The sequence below is a fragment of the Arthrobacter sp. efr-133-TYG-118 genome (assembly GCF_030209755.1).
In the GTDB taxonomy this organism is placed as follows: Bacteria; Actinomycetota; Actinomycetes; order Actinomycetales; family Micrococcaceae; genus Arthrobacter.
The window spans coordinates 53765-69899 of sequence record NZ_JARVRH010000008.1 but is presented as its reverse complement, the minus strand read 5'-3'; the positions used below and the strand labels follow the sequence as shown (position 1 = coordinate 69899).

General features: G+C 63.7%; 16 protein-coding genes. 11 read left to right on the top strand and 5 right to left on the bottom strand.

The features are described 5' to 3' along the window. The first annotated feature begins 8 nt into the window (after window positions 1-8). The 5 genes from QRN59_RS07465 to QRN59_RS07445 all read left to right on the top strand — a co-directional run bounded on the left by QRN59_RS07465 (window position 9) and on the right by QRN59_RS07445 (window position 4906). Window positions 9-1004 (top strand): carbohydrate ABC transporter permease, encoded by a 996-nt coding sequence (locus tag QRN59_RS07465; protein WP_284981883.1) that lies wholly within the window; start codon window positions 9-11, stop codon window positions 1002-1004. Window positions 1005-1099: 95 nt separating this feature from the next. Beyond that, complete coding sequence (locus QRN59_RS07460) at window positions 1100-1921, top strand: carbohydrate ABC transporter permease (protein ID WP_441430548.1); 822 nt, start codon at window positions 1100-1102, stop codon at window positions 1919-1921. A gap of 2 nt (window positions 1922-1923) precedes the next feature. After that, complete coding sequence (locus QRN59_RS07455) at window positions 1924-2769, top strand: sugar phosphate isomerase/epimerase family protein (RefSeq protein ID WP_284981879.1); 846 nt, start codon at window positions 1924-1926, stop codon at window positions 2767-2769. Further along, window positions 2766-3998 (top strand): Gfo/Idh/MocA family protein, encoded by a 1233-nt coding sequence (locus tag QRN59_RS07450; RefSeq protein ID WP_284981878.1) that lies wholly within the window; start codon window positions 2766-2768, stop codon window positions 3996-3998. Before QRN59_RS07455 ends, QRN59_RS07450 begins: the two co-directional genes overlap by 4 nt. Beyond that, on the top strand, window positions 3995-4906 hold the full coding sequence (locus QRN59_RS07445) for a sugar phosphate isomerase/epimerase family protein (RefSeq protein WP_284981876.1): 912 nt from the start codon (window positions 3995-3997) through the stop codon (window positions 4904-4906). Before QRN59_RS07450 ends, QRN59_RS07445 begins: the two co-directional genes overlap by 4 nt. A 79-nt stretch (window positions 4907-4985) precedes the next feature. Here QRN59_RS07445 and QRN59_RS07440 read toward each other — a convergent pair whose 3' ends face one another. Further along, complete coding sequence (locus tag QRN59_RS07440; RefSeq protein WP_284981875.1) at window positions 4986-5627, bottom strand: NADPH-dependent F420 reductase; 642 nt, start codon at window positions 5625-5627, stop codon at window positions 4986-4988. A 127-nt stretch (window positions 5628-5754) separates the two neighbouring features. On the opposite strand from QRN59_RS07440, the gene pyrE reads away from it, so the two are divergent. Then, the gene (gene pyrE, locus QRN59_RS07435; RefSeq protein ID WP_234752707.1) at window positions 5755-6339 is read left to right on the top strand and encodes an orotate phosphoribosyltransferase; all 585 of its coding nucleotides are present in this window, start codon (window positions 5755-5757) and stop codon (window positions 6337-6339) included. Window positions 6340-6408: 69 nt separating this feature from the next. Then, the gene (locus QRN59_RS07430) at window positions 6409-7461 is read left to right on the top strand and encodes a thioesterase domain-containing protein (protein WP_284981872.1); all 1053 of its coding nucleotides are present in this window, start codon (window positions 6409-6411) and stop codon (window positions 7459-7461) included. 27 nt (window positions 7462-7488) lie between these two features. On the opposite strand, the gene QRN59_RS07425 is transcribed toward QRN59_RS07430, so the two are convergent. Further along, complete coding sequence (locus tag QRN59_RS07425; RefSeq protein ID WP_284981871.1) at window positions 7489-8166, bottom strand: tyrosine-protein phosphatase; 678 nt, start codon at window positions 8164-8166, stop codon at window positions 7489-7491. Window positions 8167-8184: 18 nt separating this feature from the next. After that, complete coding sequence (locus tag QRN59_RS07420; protein WP_236814509.1) at window positions 8185-9015, bottom strand: HAD-IIA family hydrolase; 831 nt, start codon at window positions 9013-9015, stop codon at window positions 8185-8187. Between the two features lie 133 nt (window positions 9016-9148). On the opposite strand from QRN59_RS07420, the gene QRN59_RS07415 reads away from it, so the two are divergent. Genes QRN59_RS07415 through QRN59_RS07405 form a run of 3 tightly spaced genes read left to right on the top strand, consistent with a single transcriptional unit; the run spans window position 9149 to window position 11441 of the window. Then, window positions 9149-9850 carry a TrmH family RNA methyltransferase gene (locus QRN59_RS07415; protein WP_284981870.1) on the top strand — a complete coding sequence of 234 codons (702 nt, stop codon included), beginning with the start codon at window positions 9149-9151 and terminating at the stop codon, window positions 9848-9850. Next, window positions 9847-11022 (top strand): class II fructose-bisphosphate aldolase, encoded by a 1176-nt coding sequence (fbaA, locus tag QRN59_RS07410; protein ID WP_502871038.1) that lies wholly within the window; start codon window positions 9847-9849, stop codon window positions 11020-11022. Before QRN59_RS07415 ends, fbaA begins: the two co-directional genes overlap by 4 nt. After that, complete coding sequence (locus QRN59_RS07405) at window positions 11022-11441, top strand: DUF3151 domain-containing protein (protein WP_059388503.1); 420 nt, start codon at window positions 11022-11024, stop codon at window positions 11439-11441. The genes fbaA and QRN59_RS07405 overlap by 1 nt, the downstream gene beginning before the upstream one ends. Window positions 11442-11584: 143 nt before the next feature. On the opposite strand, the gene QRN59_RS07400 is transcribed toward QRN59_RS07405, so the two are convergent. Both QRN59_RS07400 and QRN59_RS07395 read right to left on the bottom strand, forming a co-directional pair. Further along, window positions 11585-12217 carry a uracil-DNA glycosylase family protein gene (locus QRN59_RS07400; RefSeq protein WP_284981868.1) on the bottom strand — a complete coding sequence of 211 codons (633 nt, stop codon included), beginning with the start codon at window positions 12215-12217 and terminating at the stop codon, window positions 11585-11587. Window positions 12218-12472: 255 nt separating this feature from the next. After that, complete coding sequence (locus QRN59_RS07395) at window positions 12473-14164, bottom strand: phospholipase C (protein ID WP_284981867.1); 1692 nt, start codon at window positions 14162-14164, stop codon at window positions 12473-12475. 444 nt (window positions 14165-14608) lie between these two features. Here QRN59_RS07395 and QRN59_RS07390 point away from each other — a divergent pair, with 444 nt between their 5' ends. Then, window positions 14609-15898 carry an adenylosuccinate synthase gene (locus QRN59_RS07390; RefSeq protein WP_284981866.1) on the top strand — a complete coding sequence of 430 codons (1290 nt, stop codon included), beginning with the start codon at window positions 14609-14611 and terminating at the stop codon, window positions 15896-15898. Window positions 15899-16135: the final 237 nt, after the last annotated feature.

Sequence of the window (16135 nt, the reverse complement as noted above, 5' to 3'; positions counted from 1 at the left end):
GAACTGACATGTCCACCGATTCATTGACTGCGGGGAAGTCCACGCGCCGCAAATCGTCCCGCGCTGCAAAGCCGGACCCGCAGTCGCCGGACAACGCGCCCCGGCGCCGCAAGGGGCTGAGCGAACGCAACCGCCCCTTGTGGATGCTGATTCCAGGCGGCCTGCTGATGGTGATCATCATCGTGGTGCCGCTCCTCCTCGGCATCTTCATGTCGGGGCTGGACCTGGACCAGTATTCGCTGCGCCAGTGGGTCAGCGCTCCGTTCATCGGGGTCCAGAACTTCGTCGAAGCGCTGACCGCATCGCCTTTGCTGCACGCCATCTGGCTCAGCGTCAGCTACTCCTTGCTCGCCATGGTTGTCACTATCCCGCTCGGCATCGCCGGGGCCGTCGCGACCCAGAACGCGTTCAAGGGCCGGGCCGTGATCCGTTCCATCTTCCTGGTCCCCTACGTCCTTCCCTCCTTCGTGGTGGCCACGGTGTGGCGGACGATGTTCCAGCCGGGCAGCGTGATCGATTCGGCGCTGCATTCGGTAGGCATCGACCCCGGCCTGTGGCTCAACGGTCCCCAGTCATATTGGACGCTGATCCTGGTCCAGATCTGGGCATCGTGGCCGTTCGTCTACCTGCTGGCATTGTCCGGGCTCCAGTCCGTGGACCATGAGGTCCACGAGGCCTCGGCCCTTGACGGTGCGCTGTGGTGGAACAAGCTCCGCTACGTGGTTTTCCCGTACCTGAAGGGTCCGCTCTCCTTGGCGTTCCTGATCGGCATGCTGCACCACATCAACAACTTCACGTTGCCGTTCGTCCTGTTCGGGGTACCCGCTCCGTCCGACGTGGAGCTGCTCCCGATCCTTACCTACGTCACGAGCTTCCAGAGTTTCAGGTTCGGGCTCAGCGCGGCCATGGCCTTCATTTCGCTGATCTTGATCGCGATTCCCCTATTCGTCTATCTGCGGGCCGTCAAACTCGACGACGCCGAAACTCCGGGAGGCAAAAAGTGAGCACCGCAACTACCGCCGTCGGACGCCAATCGAGCGAAGACTTCCGCCCGGGCTCCAAACGCCAGCACGAAGTCACCAAACTCTTGCCAGGGCCCATGCTCGCCATCATCCTGACGGTGTTGTGTGCCCTGGTGCTCATTCCGGTGGCGTACATCTTCCTGGCGTCCGTGAACTCGGACATCGGCGTGGCCAGGGGCGAGTTCTTCCCGTCCAGCTTCTCCTTTGAGAACTACTCCACTATCTGGTCGAGTGTTGGACTAGCCACGGGGTTGGCCAACAGCGTCCTCGTGGCCGGTTCCACCGCCGTTGTCTCCGCACTGATGTCGATCGCAACCGCCTACGTCCTGGTCCGCTACCAATTCCGTGGCCGCTTGACGATCCTTCGCGGGCTCCTCGGACTGCAGTCGGTTCCCGGTACCCTCATGGTGCTTCCGGTCTTCGTGTTGTTCTCCTCATCCGCCAGCTACTTGGGCATCCAGATCATCGGCACGCAGTGGGGTTTGTTCGTGACGTACCTGACGTTCGCGATGCCGTTCTCCACTTGGGTGATGGTCACCTACCTGCGCGGCCTGCCGCGCGAACTCGAAGAGGCGGCAAGGATCGACGGCGCCAGCAACCTGGGCGTTCTGGTGCGGATCATCCTCCCGCTGAGCTGGCCCGGCGTCGTCGTTTCCGGTATTTTCGCCTTCCTGCTCGGCTGGAACGATGTCCTGTTCGCCTCGGTCATGACGCGGCCCGAAAGCCAGACGGCCGCCGTCGCGCTCCAGGTCTTCGGCGCCTCGCAAGAAGGCGGCGCGATTCCCTACTACGGCCAGATGATGGCGGCTTCCCTTGTGTGTGCCGCCCCGGTGGTCATCCTGTACCTGATTTTCCAGCGTTACCTAGTGGGCGGCCTGACCGCCGGAGGAGTCAAGTAACTATGAGCACGCCAGCTGTTGAATGGGAGCTCTCGGGCTTCGGCGACGAGATCGACGACGACCCCAAGATCCAGATTGCCGTGATGCAGGCATTGGGAGCCAGGCACATTGAGGTCCGCAGCGCCTGGGGCACCAACATCGTGGATCTGGATGATGCGCGGCTCCGTGAACTGAAGTCCTTGCTGGATGCCGCGGACATGAAGGTTTCCGCGATCGCCTCGCCGATCGGAAAAGTGGACGTTTCCCTTCCCGTGGAGCACGAGGTCGAGCGGCTTCGCCGGGCAGTCAACGCCGCGCAGGTCCTGGAATCCCGCTACATCCGGATCTTCTCCTTCTACTACGGCGAGGACGTCGCGGTGGAGAGCATCCGGGATGCGGTCATCGAACGCATGCGTGCGCTCGCGGACGTGGCGGAAGAGACCGGCGTCGTGCTTCTGCACGAAAACGAGAAGGACATCTATGGGGATATCCCCGAACGGGTCCTGGACATCGTCGAAACCGTGGCGTCTCCCGCGCTCAAAGTGGCTTGGGACGCGGCGAATTTCGTCCAGGTGGGCGTCAAGCCTTTCGACGACGGCTACGCCAAGCTCCGCCCGCACCTTGAATACCTGCAGGTGAAGGATGCCTTGTTCTCGAACGCCACCGTGGTCCCGGCGGGCGAGGGCGACGGCGATGTCCTCCGCACGGTTGAGGCCCTGAAGGCCGACGGGTACACCGGCTTCGCGAGCCTCGAGCCACACTTGGCCGGTGCCCATGGACTGGGCGGATTCTCCGGCCCGACGGCGTTCGGCATTGCAGCAAGGGCGTTCGCGAAAGTCCTCCATGAAGCAGGAGTGGGGACGAAGTGAGCGAGGTGTCAAATGCTCCCGGCGCTTCGGAAATCCGGGCCGCGATCGTAGGGTGCGGGGTCATCGGCCGCACCCACACGGCGGCGGTCCGCGAATTCCCGGAGGTGGTCATCACGGCGCTGGTGGATGTGGTTGCCGAGGCTTCCGAGGCGCTTGCCGCGAAGATCGAAGCCCACGGCGACCCTAGGCCTGCGGTCTTCCCGACGCTGGCCGAGGCGCTCGCCGCCGCGCCCGTTGACGTGGTCATCATCGCGACGCCCAGCGGGCTGCACATCCAGCAAGCGCTCGAAGCGCTCGACGCCGGCAAGCACGTCGTGATCGAAAAGCCCCTAGATGTTGACTTGAGCAAGGCAGACGAAATCCTGGCTGCGGCCAAGGTAGCCCAGGCCAAGGGCCTGGTGGCCACCGTCATCAGCCAGCACCGCTTTGATCCGGCCAGCCGGGTGGTGGACGAGGCCCGTCGAGCCGGACGCTTCGGCACACTGACCTCCGCCGTCGCCTCCGTCAGCTGGTGGCGGAGCCAGGGCTACTACGATTCGGGCGCCTGGCGCGGAACCTGGGCCATGGACGGCGGTGGGGCCATCATGAACCAGGGCGTCCACACCGTTGATCTGCTTTTGTGGTTCCTCGGCCGGCCCCTCGAGATCAGCGCCAAAACCGCGCTTCTCGCCCACGAAGGCGTTGAGGTGGAAGACACCGCCGTAGCTACCATTACTTTCGAGTCCGGTGCCCTTGCCGTGTTGCACGCGACGACGGCGGCGTACCCGGGCCTGACGGTCCGCCTCCAGGTGATGGGCAGCAAGGGTTCCGCAGTGATCGACAACGACGATCTCGCGTACTTCCACGCCTCCGACGCAGCAGATCCTTCGGAAAGCAGCGCCATGGGCATCCTCGGCGGCGGGAACCAGGCCGCCGTCGAGCTCGCCAAATACCCGGACGACACCGTCGAAGCACTGGACCCCACGGTGTACCCGGCTGGACATGTCCGGCAGTACCGGGACATTATCGCGGCGATCCGGGCAGGACGCCCGGCGGGCGTTACCGTCAGGGACGCCGTGACCGCTCTGGCTACAGTGCGTGCCCTGTATGTCTCAGCCACCTTGGGCCAGCCCGTGCTGATCGCCGACGTCATTGCCGGCAAGTACAACAATGTGGAGGTCCGCACCGGCGGGGCCTCTTCCCACGCGGTAGCCCCTACTGGCTCGCCCCGCGAAGAGGTATCGGCATGAAGTTCTCTGTCTTCACCGCGTCCACGCCCGAATGGTCGCCGCTGGAAGCCGCCACCAAGCTCGCATCCCAGGGGTGGGACGGCATCGAATGGCGCGTCACCGACCAGGCGGAGGCAGCAGAACCTGGCTTCTGGGCGGGGAACCGTGCCACCTGGCCCATGACGGGCTTGGAGGGCTCGATCCCGGAGATTGCCCGCCTCACCGCGGAATCAGGGCTGGAATTCTCCGGACTCGGCGGCTACGCCCGCTGCGACAACCACGACGACGTCGATCGGGTCCTCGCGGCGACCGCAGCCTTGGGTGCCAAGCAGGTCCGCGTGAACGTGTTGCCGCTGGGCAACTCGAACATGGGCGGCCAGGAACCCACAGGCCTGTCCTACCCGGAACTCTTTGCCGCCACCCGGGAACACTACGAGTGGGTTGCTTCCCGCGCGGCACACCACGGCGTCAAAGCCCTTGTGGAACTGCACCATGGAACCGTGACGGCGTCGGCCTCCTCGGCCCGGCGATTGCTGGAAGGGCTGGATCCACAGCATGTCGGCGTAATCCATGACCTCGGCAACCTGCTGATCGAGGGCTGGGAATCGCCGTTGCCTGCACTCCAGCTCCTCGGCCCCTACTTGGCACATGTCCACGTGAAGAACGCCCGCTGGGTCCGCACCGAGGCGAAGGACGAATCGGGTGCGGCCGTGTGGGTCAACGAATGGGCTCCCTTGGCCGAAGGCCAAGCAAGCGTCCTCGCCTACTTCCGCGCGCTCGCAGAAGTCGGCTACGACTCCTGGGTCACGCTGGAAGACTTTTCCACCGAGCTTCCGTTAGAGGAACGGACGGCCTCCAACTTGGCGTACGTTCGCAAGGCAGCCGCGTTGGCGGGGTTCGCCGTCGTCGATCCCGCTTCGGCGCCCTAACGGGGCCGCTCGTCGACGCTTAGACACAGCAGCCGCTTGCCTTTCTGAGGCAAGCGGCTGCTGCGTTGTTTGGAGGTTCCTAGATGGTGCGTGTCGCCTTGGCCAGGTTGTCCTTGAGTTCGGCGGCGTTCTGCCGAATCACGTAGGCCGGGCGGTCACGCTCCACGCGCCAGCTCTCGTCGAGCGGTCCGATGTTGACAGTGTCGAAGCCGAACTCGTCGTAGAGCTTTGCCACGAGTTCGGCGGCTTCCGGGTAGTCGCTGGCGGTGGCCAGTGCGCGGCGGTTCTCGGAGCCCGCCGGGGTGCCGTCGGTGCCGATCTCCTTCGCCATGATGTGGTTGAAACCCTTGGCCACCTTGGACGTGGGCAAATGCTTCTGCAGCAGGCCCGACGTGGTGGCCTCGCCCTTGTCCAGCTCCGGGATGCGGCCGTCCCGCTCCCAGTAGTAGTTGTTCGTGTCGATCACAATCTTGCCGGCGAGCGGTTCCACGGGAATGTCCTGGTAGCTCCTGAGGGGAACGGTCACCACGGCGAAATCGCCTGCTGCCGCTGCCTCGGCCGGTGTTGCGGCCCGGGCACGTGTGCCAAGCTCCGCCACCAGTTCCGCCAGGGTCTCCGGTCCCCGCGAGTTGCTGATCACTACGTCATAGCCAAGCTCAACTGCTTTGCGAGCGACTTGGCTGCCAATGTGTCCTGCACCGATGATTCCGATTGTTGTCATATGGGCGGGAACACCGTCCCCCGCGCAGATATTTCACAGGTTACGGCGAGTGACGTGCAGGCGTCGTGGACTTTCCATGACGCCGGCCATTCCGTTGCGGTGAACGGCTTTACGTAGAATAGGCACCATGACTGTCGCCTCTGATGCTGCCACCGCCACTGCCGCCGCCCGTGCCCGCCTCCTTGAATTGATCAAAGAACTGGCGGTCGTCCGCGGCAAGGTGATCCTTTCCAGCGGTGCCGAGGCGGACTACTACATCGACCTGCGGCGCATCACCCTCCACCACGAGGCTTCGAAGCTGGTTGGCCAGGTCATGCTCTCCATGATCGACGACGCCGGAATCGCCGTTGAGTGCGCCGGTGGCCTGACTATGGGTGCGGACCCCGTCGGTACCGCCGTGATGCACGCCGCCGCCGACGCCGGACGCGCCGTTGACGCCTTTGTTGTGCGCAAGGCGCAGAAGTCCTACGGCATGGGCCGCCAAGTGGAAGGTCCCTCGGTGGAGGGCCGCAACGTCGTGGTTCTCGAGGACACCTCCACCACCGGCGGCTCGGCACTGACCGCCGTCGAAGGCGTCCGCAAGGCCGGTGGCAACGTGGTGGCCGTGGCCGTCATCGTGGACCGCAACACTGGCGCCAAGGAAAAGATCGAAGCCGAAACCGGCGTGCCCTACCTCTTCGCTTTCGGCAAGGACGAGCTGGGACTCGACTAAGCTTCCCGCGCCTAGGCGGGGCTGAAGGGGGCCCGTGTGCCCGGCGGCCGAAAAGCCTAAGCTGGCTGCGTGAACTATCGGGAGGGAAAATTTCCCCGGAAGCAGCAACGCTGGCAGGACCCGGGCTCCCTTGCCCGGGTGCTCCGCCACGCCGCCGAGCTGAAGAGTTTCTCCCGTCGCTCCTTCCTGATTGGAGCGGGTGCTTCCACGGCCCTCGCAGCGGACATGCTGTTCACCCGCCAGGTCCAGGCTGAACGTCGCACCACCAAGATCCTTCCGGTGGGGGACGATTTCGCAGAGTCGTACTACCCCAACTCGAGTTGGATTCTCTTTCCCGGCTACAAGACCAGCTGGGAAGAGGCCCAATGGATCCTCAACTCGATACGCGGTTCGCTACGGCAGCGGGGCCAGATGGCCGCCGTCGGATACTCCAACTTGGGGTTGGAAGTCACCGAGGTTGTGGACGCCGTGCTCGCCTACATCAATGAGCGGAAGCTGAACACCCTCTATTTCTACGGCCACAGTTTCGGCGGGATGTTGGCCACCGAAGTGGCGGCGCTCCTGCGTGAAAGGAACGGCGTGAGCGTCAAGCTGATCCTGTTGGATTCTTCGCCGTTCAGTAAGTACGACATCCTCGACCAAAGCTGGTTCGACGGCGTGGTGTTCTTGTACGAGAGCGGCTTCCAGGTTCCGTCGGTCCTCCGCGGCGGTTACGAGCTAGGGGAGCGCGTGGTGAACAAGCATGAACGCACCTGGGGGCAGATCTGGGACCAGACCCTGGAGCAGCTCTCGCCGATCGCGCCGTCGAGCGTGCTGATCCAAAGTGAATCGGACTACATCTACCATTTCGACGGCACGCGCTTTGTCGACAGGCTTGGGGACACCCGCATGGCCTTTATCGGAAACCCGAACGACGACACCGTGAACTACGGAACGGCCCGGGCAGCGTGGGCCAAGACATTTCCCCTCAACATCGCGTCCACGGGCCGCAGGACCGACGGCGCCCGCCCCGCCCACGCGAGCCCCCAGTGGAATCCCTTTATCTACAATCCGATCATCGAGGACCTGGAGAACGAGCTCTTTCCGCTGCCCCGCGCCGGCTCGCGGGTGGTGTTCTACTGAGCGGTGCTCCCTGAAGAAAGAACGCCGCTACCTGAGCCGCAATCCATCCAGCTCGGAACCACTGAGGCCGGCGTCCCGCAAGTAATCCCCCGCGCTGCCGAACTCGTGCCCGAAACGGTCCAGGAAGTATTCCATCGCAGCTTCGGGGGATTGCAGCAGCATGAGCGAGGGACTGAAAGCCTCCTCCGGAACCTCGGGGACCGCCAGCCGCCAGGCTGCTGACATGGTTTCCAGCATCGTGGGGAGGGCAGCGGTGCTTGCGGCGTAGTCTGCCACGACAGCCGCGTGGTCAGCGCCCGTCGCGAGGAGCGCCAGAGCGGACACGACGCCGGTGCGGTCCTTTCCGAGCGAGCAGTGGATGAGGGTCCGCTTGCCTTGGGCCGCGGGACGCAGCGATTCGGCCACCCAATCCGGGCGGGCGCGCACCCAGCCGAGATAGAGCTCGCCAAGGTCTTCGGTTGTGTGGATCGATTGAAGCCCCTCGGAAGCGGTACGCGGATCGAGGGGGTTCTCCACGAGTTCCACGGCACCGTTGGCCAGTTGCCAGGGCACAATGGCGCGTTCGTATTCGCTCCGGAGATCCACAACCGTCTGGATGCCATGAAGTTCCAGGAAGGCGGCCGTCGCCGCGATGTCCATGCCAAACGGCTGGCTGCCCCTCAGAATTCGGCCACCGGCCAGGGAACGGAGGTTCAGCACAGCCATGGCAGCAGCCCCTTCTTCTTAGATCTGGCTTTTGAGGTCAGCTACCGAGTTCAGGACCTGGTTCGGCCGGAACGGGAAGGCCGCGATGTCCTCGCGCTGGGTGATGCCGCTGAGCACCAGGACGGTGTGCAGCCCGGCTTCCATGCCCGCGATGATGTCGGTATCCATGCGGTCACCGATCATTGCCGTGGTTTCCGAGTGGGCGTCGATCTGGTTCATCGCGGAACGGAACATCATGGGGTTCGGCTTGCCCACAATGTATGGCTCGCGGCCGGTCGCCTTGGAGATGAGCGCGGCGATGGCGCCGGTGGCGGGCATCGGGCCGTCCTTCGAGGGGCCGGTGGCATCCGGGTTGGTGGCGATGAAGCGCGCCCCGGCGAGGATCAGCCGGATGGCCATGGTGATCGCTTCGAAGGAGTAGGTGCGGGTTTCGCCGAGCACCACGAAGTCCGGGTTCTGGTCGGTGAGGATGAAGCCGGCCTCATGCAACGCCGTCGTGAGCCCTGCCTCACCGATGGTGTAGGCGCGGTTCCCGGACTCCGAGCCCTGCACCTGGTCCTTGAGGAATTGTGCCGTGGCCAAGGCCGATGTCCAGATGTTCTCTTCCGGGATTTCCAGGCCGGAGGAGCTCAGCCGGGCAGCCAGGTCCCGCGGGGTGAAGATGGAGTTATTGGTGAGGACGAGGAATCTCTTGGAGGTGTCCACCCAGCGCTGGATCAGTTCAGCCGCTCCGGGAACCGCCTGGTTTTCGTGGACCAGGACACCGTCCATATCCGTGAGCCAGCATTCGATTTCGTGTCCGTTGCGGTAAATGGCTGAGCTTTTCGGGGCCTCGGTTGCGTTCTCCATGCTTTTCCTCCGCGTATTGGCTGTTTCTCGTCCCAAGTCTTTCATCTTTCGGTCCGGGAGACACCCGGGTGTCCTGCGTTACAGGGCTGGGTTTCGGCGCCGCAGGCGGTACTGCCCGGACTAGTGTTGAAGAGTGACTGACCGGCCCCAGAACCCTGCCCCTACCGACTCCTCTGCTGTCTCGCCTCTCGTCTCCTCCACCGAGGGGGAGCCCGAAGCGAAACCCGAGGTCGGCGTCGGGCCTTGGGAAGGCGACTGGCCGGAAGGCGAGCATTGGGACCCGGACCTGCTGGCGGATGGCGACCGCCGCAACGTCGTGGACAAGTACCGGTACTGGAAGCACGAAGCGATCGTCGCGGACCTGGACGCGCACCGGCACGATTTCCACATTGCCATTGAGAACTGGCAGCACGACCTGAACATCGGCACTGTGGTTCGCACCGCCAATGCGTTCCTCGCCAAGGAGGTCCACATCATCGGACGACGCCGGTGGAACCGTCGCGGGGCCATGGTCACCGACCGCTACCAGCACGTCCGCCACCACCCCACCGTGGAGGATTTCGTGGAGTGGGCGCAGGGGGAAGGGCTGGCCATCATCGGCATCGACATCTTCCCCGATTCCGTGCCGCTGGAAACCTACGAACTTCCGCGCAATTGCGTGCTCGTGTTCGGGCAGGAGGGCCCCGGACTGACTCCCGAGGTGCACGACGCCGCCGTCGCCACGCTGTCGATCGAGCAGTACGGTTCCACCCGGTCCATGAACGCGGCGTCGGCTGCGGCAATCGCGATGCACGCCTGGATCCGCAGGCACAACTTCGGGCAGCGCGTGTCCTGAGAGCACCCGGCGGCAAAAGGTCCGCAAGTGTTACCCGTCTCCGTGACCGGAAACACGGTGCCGGATTCGAAGTCGCTAGGATGGTGCCTAGCCGTATAGGTCTACTCCAGGGTCAACAAAACCCACAGACGAAAATCAGCATAGGAGTCAGCATGCCCATCGCAACCCCAGAGATTTACTCCGAGATGATCGACCGCGCGAAGGCCGGTGGATACGCGTTCCCGGCAGTGAACGTCACCTCGTCGCAGACCCTGAACGCCGCCATCCGCGGCTTTGCCGAGGCCGAGTCGGACGGCATCATCCAGGTCTCCACCGGTGGTGCGGCTTACTGGTCCGGCGCATCCGTCAAGGACATGGTTGCCGGCTCCCTGGGCTTCGCGGCGTTCGCCCGCGAGGTCGCGAAGAACTACAACGTGAACATCGCCCTGCACACGGACCACTGCCCGCAGGACAAGCTGGCTGATTTCGTTCTTCCGCTGCTGGCCGCTTCCGAGGAAGCCGTCAAGGCCGGCAAGGATCCGATCTTCAACTCGCACATGTGGGACGGCTCGCACGAGACGCTGTCCGAGAACCTGCGGATCGGCCGGGAACTGCTGGAACGCGCAGCCGCAGCCAAGATCATCCTCGAGGTTGAAATCGGCACGGTCGGCGGCGAGGAAGACGGCGTCGAGAACGAGATCAACGAGAAGCTCTACACCACCACCGAAGACGCCCTCGCGACCATCGAGGCACTCGGCGCCGGCGAGAACGGCCGCTACCTGACGGCACTGACCTTCGGCAACGTCCACGGCGTGTACAAGCCGGGCAACGTCAAGCTCCGCCCCGAACTGCTCAAGCAGATCCAGGCCGAGGTCGGTGCCAAGATCGGCAAGACCAACCCGTTCGACCTCGTCTTCCACGGCGGCTCGGGCTCCACCGAGCAGGAAATCGCGGATGCTGTTTCCTACGGTGTCATCAAGATGAACATCGACACGGACACCCAGTACGCGTTCACGCGCCCGGTTGCCGGGCACATGTTCTCGAACTACGACGGCGTCCTGAAGGTCGACGGCGAGATGGGCAACAAGAAGACGTACGACCCGCGCGTCTGGGGAGCCTCCGCCGAAGCCGGCATGGCTGCCCGCATCGTGGAAGCCGCAAAGCAGCTCGGTTCGGTAGGCAAGACCTTCTAATGTCCGACGAATTCCGCAAGAACCTGATGGGCCCGGAGCCGACGCTCCTGCCCGCCGAGACCGAGGTGTACCAGCACCTTGCCTTGGGGCAGGAAGCCCTGGACCTCGTGGCCAAGTACCCCACGTCTTCGTTGCTGTGGGCGATCCTGGCCGAGGAAGCCTGGGCTGACGGCCGGACCATCGACTCCTACGCGTATTCCCGCGTGGGTTACCACCGGGGACTGGATTCGCTGCGCCGCAACGGTTGGCGCGGCGTCGGGCCCATTCCGTGGGAGCACGAGCCGAACAGGGGATTCCTGCGCGCTCTGTACTCTCTCGGCCGGGCGTCCGCAGCCATCGGCGAAGCTGAGGAGCCGGAGCGGATCGAGAAGTTCCTGAACGACTCCGATCCCGCCGCGAAGGCAGCGATCGAAGGCTAGGACTGCTGAGAAGACGACGACGGCGGCCGCCCACTCAGGTGGGCGGTCGCCGTCGAACGTTGCTCACCCAACTGACTCGCAGTTAATGCCGTTATGAGGCGTCAGAACGACAACAAATGCGAGTTAGTTGGGCTTGGTGAGTCCTAGGAGACGGGGGTTAGGCCGGTCCGGGCCATGGCCTCCGCGTAGGCGCCATGGATGAGGTCCAGGTACTCCTGCTGGCGGGTGGGGGAGCCGGCGAACGAGCGTCCACCTAGCGAGCGGACCTTGAACGTCTTGAAGCCGCGGCGGTGGATGCTCTGTGGCGCGGATTTCATGAGCTGGTCCGCCAAACGATGGGCTTCATTGCCGTGGGCTACCAGAACGGAGGTGCGCGGCACGATCGCCAGAAGGCGCAGGAGCGGCTTGAGGCCTTCGGTGATGTTGGCGGGAGTCAGCTTGCCCGGCTCGCCGTCGGGCTCGATCCACGGGTAAACGTTCCACGGCATCATGAGTTCCGGACGCAGGCCCAACTGCCACTGCATGCCTACCATGCGGGCGGTGGCATCCGCGTCGCCCGGGACGATGAAGCCCGAGCCCTCAGTGGTGCGGGTGTTGGAGAAAAGGCTGATGATGCGGCACTCGTCAACGCTGTGGGCGGGGTCTACGTAGAGGACTTCGCTACCAGGCTTCTGTTCTTTGAGGGAATCGCAAAGCCCCGTGACCTCGGCGATGTGGGGTTCGAAACGTCGGTTCCAGAGCTGCACTTCGAGTGTTTCAGTCGCCAGGTCTTGCATATGGGCTTGGGTCTCCTACGTGTAGCGAGGCGCACTTATCCGGCCGGGAGCGGTTTGCCGCGACCGGTCGGATTGGGTGCAGTGTTGGGGGCTGGTTAACTCTACCGGAACGGCGGTGAGCTGTGGGGTGAATCGGGACTCTTGTGTTGGGTCTCTCGACGGCGGGAGCCGGATTCGTGCCTGAAGCGGCCGTCCGTTAACGGAAACGGCACCGTCCCGATGGATTCGGGACGGTGCCGTTTCGACAAGCGCCTACTACTGCTGGTTCTCGTTCTGGTCGTCGCTTTCCTTGGTCCGGGAAACCACGGTGCCGTTCGATTCATTGAGGATGAGCTTCACGTCCCGCCCGTTTTCGAAGTTGAACATCGCGTTGATGGATCCGGCCTTGGCGTCTGCCGAGGAGTCACCGATCTGGCCGGTGTGCCAGTTGTCCTCGATGAAGCGGAGGATGGATGACTGGTCCGTCTGGGTGTGGTCCACGAAGTTCTTCTTGGCGAAGGGGGAGATCACGACGAGCGGCTGGCGGGGGCCGGGGCCGCAACGGTCGGCATAGCCTCCGGCCATCGGCACACCCTTGTTGTAGGCGTTGAGGCACCATGCGGCGTCGTCAGTGGTGTTCGAGGAGTTCTTCACACCGGCAGCGACGTGGTCATACCAGCCGTCCGAGTCATCGTAGGCGAGGACGATGGCAGTGTTTTCCCAGTTCTTCGAGTTCTGGATGGCGTTCACTTGCTGCGTGATGAACTTCTGCTCGTCCAGGGGATCGGAGTAGCCGGCGTGGCCGTCCTGGTAGTTTCCCGCCTTCAGGAAGGAGACGGCAGGCATGTTGTCCGAGTTGACCACCTTGGCGAAGTCCGTGGTGTCGTACTGGTGGTTAGCCTGGCCGTTGTGTCCGATCTCGTCCACGCTGGCCGGAGCCAGGTGGTGCGGGTTGGACGTTGACTTGTAGTACTGGAACGGCTGGTGGTGCGGGTTGTAGTCAGTCACCGTGGCACCCGCGATGTTGGTGTGGGTGGTCATGCACGCTGCCGGGGTGGTGTCCGTGGCCGGTGTGGTCGGGGCAAAGCCGCCCTGGAACCAGCCCCAACTGACGCCCTTGTCGTTGAGCAGGTCGCCGATGTTCTTACCCTGCATGCCCGCTAGGTTGTTCTTGCTCGCGTGGCTCTTGTTAGAGCAGTCGTCGTAGACCGGATCCGGGTCCTCCGTCATGGTTCCGACGCCGTTGGCGTCAGGGAACTTGACTGTGTAGTCGCTGCTTGCGGGTTTGACCGGCTGTCCGGCGGCAGTGAATTCGGTGACGCCGTGGGTCTGGCCGGACACGAGGTTGAGCGCGCCGGGGCTGGACGGGCCGAACACCGTGCTGAAGTGCGAGTCGCTCATGGCGAAGTTCTGGGCGTAGTTCCAGATCCCGGTCACGGTGTTGCCGTCGTAGTAGTCCATGGTGAGTCCGGGACGGCCGAACTGGCCACCTGAACAGGTATCCATGCTGGTGTTTTCGACGAACTTGTTCATCAGGCCACCGTTGTAGGCCTTCTGCTCCGCGGTGTATTCGTGGTCCTGGTCGCACGTGATTGCCTGGCCGGGCGTCAGCCGCTGGGGCTGGACCGAGTTGGGATTGTTGGGCGCCAGCAGCTTGTCGTTGGCGAGGGTGGCGATGTTCTTCGGCGTGTTCTTGGCCGCCGTGAACGCGGGAGCCGCTGCGCCGCTGCCTTGCTGGGTTTCGCCGGCCGGGTTGGCTGCCTGCGGATATGTCGCGAAGTAGTGGTCGAAGGAGACGTTCTCGCCGAAAATTACGACGACGTGCTTGATGGGCGTGCTTGTCCCGTCGTCCTGGCCCTTGGCCGAGGCCGGCGTCATGCCGAACCCGATCATGCCGGCAGCGATCGTGGACGCCGCGAGTGCGCTCGCTCCTGCCGTTGACAGGAGACGTTTGTTGCGAAGATTCATGGATTCACTTTCGGATTCACGGGCAGTGCCCGCCCAACTAGCTCGCATTTGTTGTCGTTTAGACGGCTCATAACGACAACAAATGCGAGTCAGTCGGGTGTGTTGGGGGAGAGGATTCACAAAGAATGTAGCCGGTCGTTTGGGGCCCGACGGTCGATTTGGCGGCACAATGCGGACTGTTTGGGAAGAGTTCACATTCTGCTAACAGGGAACTTCGTGTGCTCCCTCCCTGCTTTCATTTCGCCCTCCGGCCGTGTGACAACAGGTCCAAGAGCCGCATCGGCTAAACTTGGCTGGTAAGAGCCCCGGAACTCTTGCTGATCCCGCCGGTGAACTTTTGCGAAAGTCTGCGGGCAGGGCCGAAAGATTCGGGGCGTTCTCATGTACGGCGCTGAGCCTTGGTGATCCCGCCATGACCGGCCCGAAAGAATGGGGGAGGATCCCATGCCAGCTATCGTGATCGTCGGAGCCCAATGGGGCGACGAAGGCAAAGGCAAAGCAACCGACCTGCTCGGTGGCCGCGTTGACTACGTGGTCAAGCCCAACGGCGGCAACAACGCCGGGCACACCGTTGTGGTGGGCGGTGAGAAGTATGAGCTCAAACTCCTTCCTGCCGGCATTCTGAGCCCCAACGCCATTCCGATCATCGGCAACGGCTGCGTGGTGAACCTTGAGGCGCTGTTCCAGGAGATCGACGGCCTGGAAGCCCGTGGCGCGGACACATCCCGTTTGCGTGTCTCAGCCAATGCCCACCTCGTAGCGCCGTACCACCAGGTGTTGGACAAGGTCACGGAGCGCTTCCTCGGCAGCCGCGCCATCGGCACCACAGGCCGGGGCATCGGCCCGGCCTACATGGACAAGGTGGCCCGCCTGGGTATCCGCGTCCAGGATGTCTTCGACGAATCGATCCTCCGCCAGAAGGTGGAAGGCTCGCTGCGCCAAAAAAACGAGCTCCTGGTCAAGGTCTACAACCGCCGCAACGTGGTGGTGGACGAGATCGTGGAGTATTTCCTGTCCTACGCCGAACGCCTGCGGCCACTGGTCATTGACAGCACCCTGGTCCTCAACAACGCACTGGACGAGGGCAAGGTGGTCCTCATGGAAGGCGGCCAGGCCACGTTCCTGGACGTCGACCACGGCACCTACCCGTTCGTGACATCTTCCAACCCGACCGCCGGCGGCGCGTCCGTTGGCTCGGGCATCGGACCCACCCGGATCTCGCGGTCCATCGGCATCATCAAGGCCTACACCACCCGTGTCGGCGCCGGTCCGTTCCCCACGGAGCTCTTCGACGCGATGGGCATGTACCTGCAGAAGACCGGCGGCGAGTTCGGCGTGAACACCGGCCGCCCGCGCCGCTGCGGTTGGTACGACGCCGTCCTGGCCCGCCACGCATCCCGCGTCAACGGCTTCACGGACTACTTCGTCACCAAGCTGGACGTTCTGACCGGCATCGAGCAGATCCCGGTCTGCGTGGCCTACGACGTCGACGGCGTTCGCCACGACGAAATGCCCATGACCCAGACCGAGTTCCACCACGCAGTGCCGATCTTCGAGTACTTCGACGGTTGGACCGAGGACATCACCGGCGCCAAGACGCTGGAAGACCTCCCCGAGAACGCCCGCCGATACGTGCTGGCCCTCGAGAAGCTCTCCGGCACGCGGTTCTCCGCGATCGGCGTCGGCCCGGACCGGGACCAGACGATCGTGGTGCACGACCTCATCGAGGACTAGTCACCAAAGCTGAATCACGACGACGGCGGGTCGCCCTTTCGGGGGCGGCCCGCCGTCGCGCGTTCCGGCGCCAAAAGACCCAAAAAACGCCTTCAAAAAAACTTTTGGAATCTGCGTAACCCTTTGGGGTGCCCCGACGATTACCTCTTTGAAAGGCCGAGCTGAAATTTGTCCCCCATCATGTTTCAGCTCGGCCCTTTTCATGTCTGAAGGGGTTTCGTGGATGTGCAGAAAGTC

Coding starts and splice junctions, on each gene's coding strand:
- QRN59_RS07465 (WP_284981883.1), top strand. CDS start 9: ATGTCCACCGATTCATTGACTGCGGGGAAGTCCACGCGCCGCAAATCG.
- QRN59_RS07440 (WP_284981875.1), bottom strand. CDS start 5,627: ATGACAACAATCGGAATCATCGGTGCAGGACACATTGGCAGCCAAGTC.
- QRN59_RS07405 (WP_059388503.1), top strand. CDS start 11,022: ATGTCCGACGAATTCCGCAAGAACCTGATGGGCCCGGAGCCGACGCTC.
- QRN59_RS07400 (WP_284981868.1), bottom strand. CDS start 12,217: ATGCAAGACCTGGCGACTGAAACACTCGAAGTGCAGCTCTGGAACCGA.
- QRN59_RS07425 (WP_284981871.1), bottom strand. CDS start 8,166: ATGGCTGTGCTGAACCTCCGTTCCCTGGCCGGTGGCCGAATTCTGAGG.
- QRN59_RS07390 (WP_284981866.1), top strand. CDS start 14,609: ATGCCAGCTATCGTGATCGTCGGAGCCCAATGGGGCGACGAAGGCAAA.
- QRN59_RS07445 (WP_284981876.1), top strand. CDS start 3,995: ATGAAGTTCTCTGTCTTCACCGCGTCCACGCCCGAATGGTCGCCGCTG.
- QRN59_RS07460 (WP_441430548.1), top strand. CDS start 1,100: ATGCTCGCCATCATCCTGACGGTGTTGTGTGCCCTGGTGCTCATTCCG.
- QRN59_RS07395 (WP_284981867.1), bottom strand. CDS start 14,164: ATGAATCTTCGCAACAAACGTCTCCTGTCAACGGCAGGAGCGAGCGCA.
- pyrE (WP_234752707.1), top strand. CDS start 5,755: ATGACTGTCGCCTCTGATGCTGCCACCGCCACTGCCGCCGCCCGTGCC.
- QRN59_RS07420 (WP_236814509.1), bottom strand. CDS start 9,015: ATGGAGAACGCAACCGAGGCCCCGAAAAGCTCAGCCATTTACCGCAAC.
- QRN59_RS07455 (WP_284981879.1), top strand. CDS start 1,924: ATGAGCACGCCAGCTGTTGAATGGGAGCTCTCGGGCTTCGGCGACGAG.